Below are 7,191 nucleotides of genomic sequence, written 5' to 3'. Positions count from 1 at the left end.
TTTGAATGAAATTTAGCTGAATTTTGATGATTTATCCAACTTATTAATTCGTTGAGCAAATACCTTAACTTTTTCCCAGTCCGTATATTCAATTTCTTTGCTTGTATCTGTCTCCCCACCTGTGATCTTCATAATGAATTGGATCATCACACGATCAAACCATTTATAACGTGGATATAATAATGCGCCAGCAAACACCGCCGATAATTTGGGTTGCCATTTTGTACGTTGCAAAAATTTACGTACATATACGTTAGTTTCCGGGTTATCTTTTCCCTCTTTGCGCGCCGTTAAATTAACGCCAAAAAATACCGCACTTTTTTGTGACAAATGCTTATGGTTACTCATAACAAAACGGTCAAGCATTTTACTAAAATGCCCATAACGTATGGAAGCTCCAATAATCACACGATCAAAAGCTTCGATATTATAATCTTCTCGTAACGCATCAACGATTACCTCACCTTCTAAAAGTGCGGTTAAAAATTCAGCAATTTTTTTTGTTTGTCCATCATGGCTTGAATAAAGAATTAATGTTTTCATTAGGCTTTCCAAAATGCAGGGGTAAATAAAGCTAACAGGGTAAAAATTTCCAAGCGTCCACATACCATGGCTACGGTTAAAATCCATTTTGCACTATCTGGGATCGCCATCATATTGCCGCTGACAGAGCCTAGCGCAGGCCCTAGATTATTCAAACAAGCTAAAACCGCATTAAATGCATCAAAAGGTTCAACACCACAGGCAATCACCCCGAGTAAACAAGCTAAAAAGACTAAAAGGTATGCAGAAAAAAACGCCCAAATACTCCCAATGACTCTCTCATCAAGTACCGTTTTACCCCATTTAATGGGATAAACTAAATTCGGATGAACAACACGTTTTAGTTCCCGTTTTCCTTGTAAATAAAGTACTAACACTCGTGCTACACGTAGCCCTCCCCCGACAGAGCCAGCACAGCCCCCCATGAAAGAGGCGAGAATTAGTAATACCGGTACAAAAGAGGGCCATACAGTAAAATCGGATGTCGTATAGCCCGTCGTAGTAGAAATTGATACGGCTTGAAACAGGACTTGTTCAAAATCTTGCCAGGAGGATGAAAAATAACTATGGCTCCACATAACAAAAGTACATATCGCCACCAAAATGATCTGAGAGCGAATAAAAAAACGGAATTCGGGATCCCGCCAATAAATTTTGGCAAAATTTTCACGCCCAATTGTTGAAAACGCACGGAAATGCAAGCCAAAATTACAGGCAGAAATCAATAAAAACAAGACGGTAATCCCATTAATCAACGGGCTATTAAAATAGCCGATACTCGCATCATGTGTCGAGAAACCACCAATGGAGACGGTTGAGAAACTATGGGTCAACGCATCAAAAGGATCCATTCCCGCCAACCAATAAGCCAGCATACAAGAAATTGTCAGTGAAAGATAAATTATCCACAATATTTTGGCCGTTTCAGCAATCCTTGGGCGAATTTTTTGCTCTTTCATCGGACCAGACATTTCCGCACGATAAAGTTGCATCCCACCAATCCCTAATAACGGAATAATCGCGATTGCCAATACAATAATTCCCATACCGCCTAGCCATTGTAAAAATTGGCGATAAAATAAAATCGCTTTAGGTAAATTATCCAATCCCGTCATTACCGTTGCACCCGTTGTCGTTAACCCAGAAAACGCTTCAAATACAGCGGACGCCAAGGTTAAATGAGGCGCATCAAATAACAAAAGTGGCAGTGTTGCCAAGCCGCCTAATACAAACCAAAAAGCGACGACGATCAAAAAACCGTCACGTGAACGCAATTCCTGCTTGTGATGATGGCAAGGCCACCATAGTAACGAGCCAACAGTTAAGCTTAAAACGAAAGCCTGCATAAATGCTTTTCCGCCACCATCACCATAAATCAACGCGACGAATGCAGGAATTAACATCGTACCGGAAAAACACATAACCAAAATGCCAATAATTCGAATGATAGATAAAATATGCACAATTATTCGCCTGTGTCTAAAGGTTGGATAATCAATTTACCGGCTGATTTTTCGGTTAATTCAGAGACAAAAGATTCAACCATTTTTTCACTAATGCCTAAGATCAAGTGAATCTGAGCCTGAAAATCCTGTGATAAAATCACTATCTGATATTTTTCGCAAAGCAGCTGTAGCCAACCCCATTGTCCATAATCACAATCCAAACGAAAAGGGCTACGTTCCACTTTAATTTCAGTCTCTAAAAGTTTTAACGCTTGTTGAACACCACTATTATAAGCGCGTACAAGCCCTCCGGTTCCTAGCAATATTCCTCCAAAATAGCGTACAACGACCACACTCACTTCTCCAACGCCACTTCCTTGTAACGCACTTAACATCGGTTTTCCCGCTGTACCTGCCGGCTCACCATCATCAGAAAAACCAAATTGCAGGGCATCCTCCGGATTGCCAGCAACCGTTGCCCAGCAATGATGCCGTGCATGGGGGTGCGCCTGCTTAATCTTCGCCCAAAAAGTCCTCGCTTCAGCTAAACCTTCTGTGTGCTGCAAATAGGTGATAAAGCGGCTTTTTTTAATTTCTTCTTCAAAAATAACCGCACTTTTAGGAATAAGATATTCCGCCATGATATTTCTTTAAGTAATTTCAATCGTGCTAGTCTATCACTGATGATAGGGATTTGTCGAAATTTCCAAACAAGTGGTATTATGCGCATTATTTTGTAGAAAGAGAAAGCAATGTCTGAAATTACGATTACCCAAACGCTTGACACCTTGGGTTTGCGTTGCCCTGAACCTGTGATGTTAGTGCGTAAAACCATCCGTCATTTAAACGATGGGGATATATTGTTGATCCTAGCCGATGATCCCGCCACTACACGCGATATTCCGAGTTTTTGTCAATTTATGGAACATACCCTAATACAAAGCGAAATGGACACTCCCCCCTTTAAATACTGGGTAAAGAAAGGCAAATAAAAAAATGCGGTGAAAACTCACCGCACTTTCTCTCATTTATTCTTCCCTAAATTTCACATAGCTTTGTTGTTTAAAATCCGGTTTTAACAAATCCTTTAATTGCCACCAATTCAGTGTGAGATCAGGTTCACCTGCCACATAAGGCGCGATTTCATAGGCACTATAAATAAAATGCACCCCTTCCGAATCTAAATAAATATTATCTGATACATTAAAATCGGCTTTTTTCGTAAAAGTTTCGTCATCTTTTACCGCACCATCTTGTGTATAATTCGCCCACAGTAATTCCTTCACCTTCGGCAACACTTTCTCATCAAATAAATCATTGAGCTTCAAGATTTTATGAGAGGTGAGATCAATGGTCAAATAAAGATTACCTCCCATACCATGTGCCCCGCCCTCATATTCATAAGTTCCGACCGAAAATGTCGCTAATTTTTCTTTTTGCCCAATAAAATCTACCCAAAGACGGCGTTCTACGCCCATTGTTTTTTCTTCTTTCATTCCCTCATAGGTTTCATTAAAATTTTCTTGTAACTCCGCCACAAGCTGTTCACGTGTGAGTACCTTGCCTTTATTATCTTCATCACGTGTTAATTCTTCCCATAATAGGGTATTTAACCAATCAATATTAGTTTTCAACATCGAAATGGAATACTCAATTTTTCCTTCTTCCGACGAATAATCTTCTTCCGACTTAGGTTTCGGGTATTGAATGGTTTCCGACTTTTTAAACACAACATCTTCTTCAGCAAAAATCGCCGGGATCACGTTCTCCACCAGCGATTTTTCTGCTTTTAATTGCGTATTTTCTGCCGTGAGTTGGGCCACCGTTTGATTAAGCTGCTCAATTTTGGTCTGAGCGTCTTTATCTTGGCAACCGGTGGTTAAAAGTGCGGTAAAAATTACGGCTGGAATTAATGTTCTTTTCATATTTTCTCCTTATAAATCAAAGATATTCTTATCACGCAAAATGTGATTATTGCCTTTACGACGTAAAAAACCGATACGATCAAAATATTCCATAAGTTGCACGGTGAGCTTGCGACCAAAATTCAAGCGGTCACGCACCTCATTAACGGAAACCTTCCCTTTTTCCTCAGCGATTTGCTTAATAAGACGCGCATAAGCATAAATCGTTTCAGTTAAAAAGAAACGATCTTTTACAATCGGCGTAAGATAACCTAGTTTCCCGGCTTTATACATAAAATTACGCATTTTGTTTTCATCCATGACTAAGGCATTTGCCATATCACGCACCCAAATCGCTTGCCCATTAGCCTTTTCAAATTCCTTTAATACCCATTGCCAACGATGCTGTTCTTCCTCATCGAAACGAATTTTATGTTCGGGCAAATGCAACCAACCTCGGGTTTGTTGAAGTTTACCGTTATCCAACATCTCATCGATCAAGTGATAAATCAAATGTTCCGGCTGATTAAGCAGCGCTATACGATACAAACGGGCTTTGCTCACCCCTAACTGATCATTATGTTGCTCATGATAGGTAGCAAGTGCGGTCAAAATTTGCTGTGTTTTTTCAGCTTGATAATCCGCATTAAAGCACCAATCCTGATAGCGCATCGCACCACATTGTGCCAGTGCCTCGTCTAGCGATATAACACTGAGCTGTTCTCCCCACATGACTTGGTTAGCTTCAATTGCATTATGTTGAAGGGCTAATCCAATACGTTGTGGAGCATTTTTCGCTAAAGCTAAATTTGCCAAGAAACTCAACCGTTCCGCTGTCCGCTTATGGCGTTTTGGCGAGTTAATTTCCAACACCCTAGCGCCTGCCACAAGTGTTTTCGCATCACCACTGCGCAAAATAAGCTTATCGCCAAAGGCTAAAAACAAGGGGGAATCCAAAATAATCTCTGCCAAAGTGCGGTCATTTTGGGCGACATTTTTACTTTGTAACAAAACAAGCTGACCTGTCGTACGACTGGCAGCATGATAAATATGTATCGGTTGGCTTTCATTTAGTGGTGTTTCCACCCAAATTTGCACACTGATGCGTGTCGTGGGCAAAGGGGGAATGCCCTGCAATAACCAATCACCGCGTTTTATCAATGTACGATCTAAATCCACATTGAGATTTAATGCTAAACGCTGCCCTGCCAAACCTTGTTCACTCGGCGTATTTTGCGCATGAATCGCTTTCACCCGCACTTTTTGCCCAGTGGAGAGATAAAGTTCATCTTCCACTTGTACTCTTCCTGCAAAAGCAGTGCCGGTCACGACCGTACCCGCCCCCTTGACGCTAAAAACCCGATCAATGGCATAACGAAATGGCTTTTGTGTTTCCGCCAATTCCGGCAGTTGATGTAAATAATTACGCAATTCCTCAATACCCTGACCGTTTTCTGCAGAAGTAATGAAATATTTTGCCTGACATAAAAACGGGTAATCCCGCTTAATTTTGTGGATTAATGTGTCGATTTGCACCGAATCTGCACGATCCGCTTTGGTAAGCACCACCATAATTTCACGGAATTGTAACTGACGTAAAATCGCCAAATGTTCTTTGGTTTGTGCCGCAATGCCCTCATCTGCCGCGACAATCAGCATGGCATAATGAACACCGCCTAATCCTGCCAGCATATTTGAAAGGAATTTTTCATGTCCCGGTACATCAATAAAACCGAGGGTTTTCTTGCTCTCACCGAGAGGTAAATAGGCATAGCCAAGATCGATCGTCATTCCGCGCTTTTTTTCTTCCGGCAAATGAGCGGTATTAGTGCCGGTTAGCGCTTTAAGTAACGCCGTTTTGCCGTGATCAACGTGTCCTGAGGTGACAATAATCATAGTTCATCCACCACTTGTAATAACCTTTCCATTGTCGCAACACTGCGAACATCCAACCATAATTTGCCGTTTTCCATACGTCCGATAATGGGCTGAGAGAGTTGTTTGAAACGCTCGGAAAGTGTGGTTAATTTACCATTTGTTTTTTCGGCAATCGTAACTGCAAGGGAAGGGATACGCGCCATCGGTTGTGAGCCACTACCAATTTGTGCAAGGCTTTCTTCAATTTGAATGTCAAACTGTGAATCTAACCGTTTTTCCAACCGCACTTTAAGCTGTTCTGCTTTATTCTGTAATGCTTCGAGTGATTGTGTAAGCAGATGTAATGTGGGTAAATGTTCCGTTAATTTTTCAGGATTTAAATACAAGCGTAATGTCGCTTCTAAACCGGCCAGGGTCACTTTATCACAACGCAATACCCGTTTTAGTGGATGAGCCTGCAGTCTGGCAATCCATTCTTTTTTTCCCACGATAATACCGGCCTGCACACCACCCAATAATTTGTCACCGGAGAAGGTGATTAAATCCACACCCTGAGCCACTTTTTCTTGTACTGTTGGTTCTTTGGGTAAGCCGTATTGGGTTAAATCAATGAGAGCGCCACTGCCGAGATCAGTCACTACGGGGACGTTCACTTCTCGCCCTAATTCAACCAATTCTTGTTCCGAAACTGATGAGGTAAAACCGCAAATTTGATAATTGCTGCTATGAACTTTCATTAATAAGGCCGTATTTTCACCAATCACATCACGATAATCCTTTAAATGCGTGCGGTTGGTCGTGCCCACCTCAACCAAGCGACAACCAGCCTGTGTCATAATATCAGGAATACGGAACGCCCCACCGATTTCAATGAGTTCACCACGAGAAATGACCACCTCTTTTCCCGGTGCAACCGTTGCTAACATCAAAAATACTGCCGCTGCATTGTTATTCACCACACAAGCCGCCTCTGCGCCGGTTAATCTACATAAAAGCTCGCTGATATAATTATCACGATGACTCCGTTTGCCTTCCTCTAAATCATACTCTAGTGCAACATTGCCTTGCATCGCAGACAATGCCGCTTGCTGAGCGGCTTTCGCCCATATTGCACGACCCAAGTTAGTGTGTAATATCGTGCCGGTAAGATTATGCACGGTTTTAATTTGCACGGTATTTTGCTGATTTAAATATGATCGAAGTTCGAAAAAAATGCGGTCAAAATCAGAGAAATATTCAGGCAGTTGATGATTTTTTTGAATATATTGACGTGCCTGCGTCAGTAATTCCCGACATATAGCCACCACGGCTGAATGTCCAAACTCTGCGGTAAGCTGTTCACCTTGTGGCATTTTGAGAAGTTTATCAACGGCAGGCAGCTGTTGAAAAAGATCGGTCATTTTTGAATCCGTTTAAAATAA

At 41.6% G+C, this 7,191-nt stretch carries 7 protein-coding genes; 1 reads left to right on the top strand and 6 read right to left on the bottom strand.

The annotated features are described in order from the left end of the window. Positions 1 to 12 precede the first annotated feature (12 nt). Genes hemG through BKK54_RS08730 form a run of 3 tightly spaced genes read right to left on the bottom strand, consistent with a single transcriptional unit; the run spans position 13 to position 2,629 of the window. Positions 13 to 543, bottom strand: a complete 531-nt coding sequence (hemG, locus tag BKK54_RS08740) for a menaquinone-dependent protoporphyrinogen IX dehydrogenase (RefSeq protein ID WP_077542700.1) — start codon at positions 541 to 543, stop codon at positions 13 to 15. Further along, the gene (locus BKK54_RS08735; RefSeq protein WP_077542699.1) at positions 543 to 2,006 is read right to left on the bottom strand and encodes a TrkH family potassium uptake protein; all 1,464 of its coding nucleotides are present in this window, start codon (positions 2,004 to 2,006) and stop codon (positions 543 to 545) included. Before BKK54_RS08735 ends, hemG begins: the two co-directional genes overlap by 1 nt. A 2-nt stretch (positions 2,007 to 2,008) precedes the next feature. Further along, a complete protein-coding gene (locus BKK54_RS08730) occupies positions 2,009 to 2,629 on the bottom strand; it encodes a YigZ family protein (RefSeq protein WP_077542698.1) in 621 nt (206 codons plus the stop codon). A gap of 111 nt (positions 2,630 to 2,740) precedes the next feature. Between BKK54_RS08730 and tusA the strand changes: the two genes are divergently transcribed. After that, positions 2,741 to 2,980 carry a sulfurtransferase TusA gene (gene tusA, locus BKK54_RS08725; protein WP_077542697.1) on the top strand — a complete coding sequence of 80 codons (240 nt, stop codon included), beginning with the start codon at positions 2,741 to 2,743 and terminating at the stop codon, positions 2,978 to 2,980. A gap of 36 nt (positions 2,981 to 3,016) precedes the next feature. On the opposite strand, the gene BKK54_RS08720 is transcribed toward tusA, so the two are convergent. The 3 genes from BKK54_RS08720 to selA are packed head-to-tail and all read right to left on the bottom strand — an operon-like array spanning position 3,017 to position 7,170. Continuing rightward, on the bottom strand, positions 3,017 to 3,913 hold the full coding sequence (locus tag BKK54_RS08720) for an RsiV family protein (protein ID WP_077542696.1): 897 nt from the start codon (positions 3,911 to 3,913) through the stop codon (positions 3,017 to 3,019). A 9-nt stretch (positions 3,914 to 3,922) separates the two neighbouring features. Then, on the bottom strand, positions 3,923 to 5,788 hold the full coding sequence (selB, locus tag BKK54_RS08715) for a selenocysteine-specific translation elongation factor (protein ID WP_077542695.1): 1,866 nt from the start codon (positions 5,786 to 5,788) through the stop codon (positions 3,923 to 3,925). Continuing rightward, a complete protein-coding gene (gene selA, locus BKK54_RS08710) occupies positions 5,785 to 7,170 on the bottom strand; it encodes an L-seryl-tRNA(Sec) selenium transferase (RefSeq protein WP_077542694.1) in 1,386 nt (461 codons plus the stop codon). The genes selB and selA overlap by 4 nt, the downstream gene beginning before the upstream one ends. Positions 7,171 to 7,191 lie beyond the last annotated feature (21 nt).

Source organism: Rodentibacter genomosp. 1, from assembly GCF_001999285.1.
Lineage (GTDB): Bacteria > Pseudomonadota > Gammaproteobacteria > Enterobacterales > Pasteurellaceae > Rodentibacter.
The sequence above is the reverse complement of the archived record's forward strand: the minus strand, read 5'-3'. Positions and strand labels throughout refer to the sequence as shown.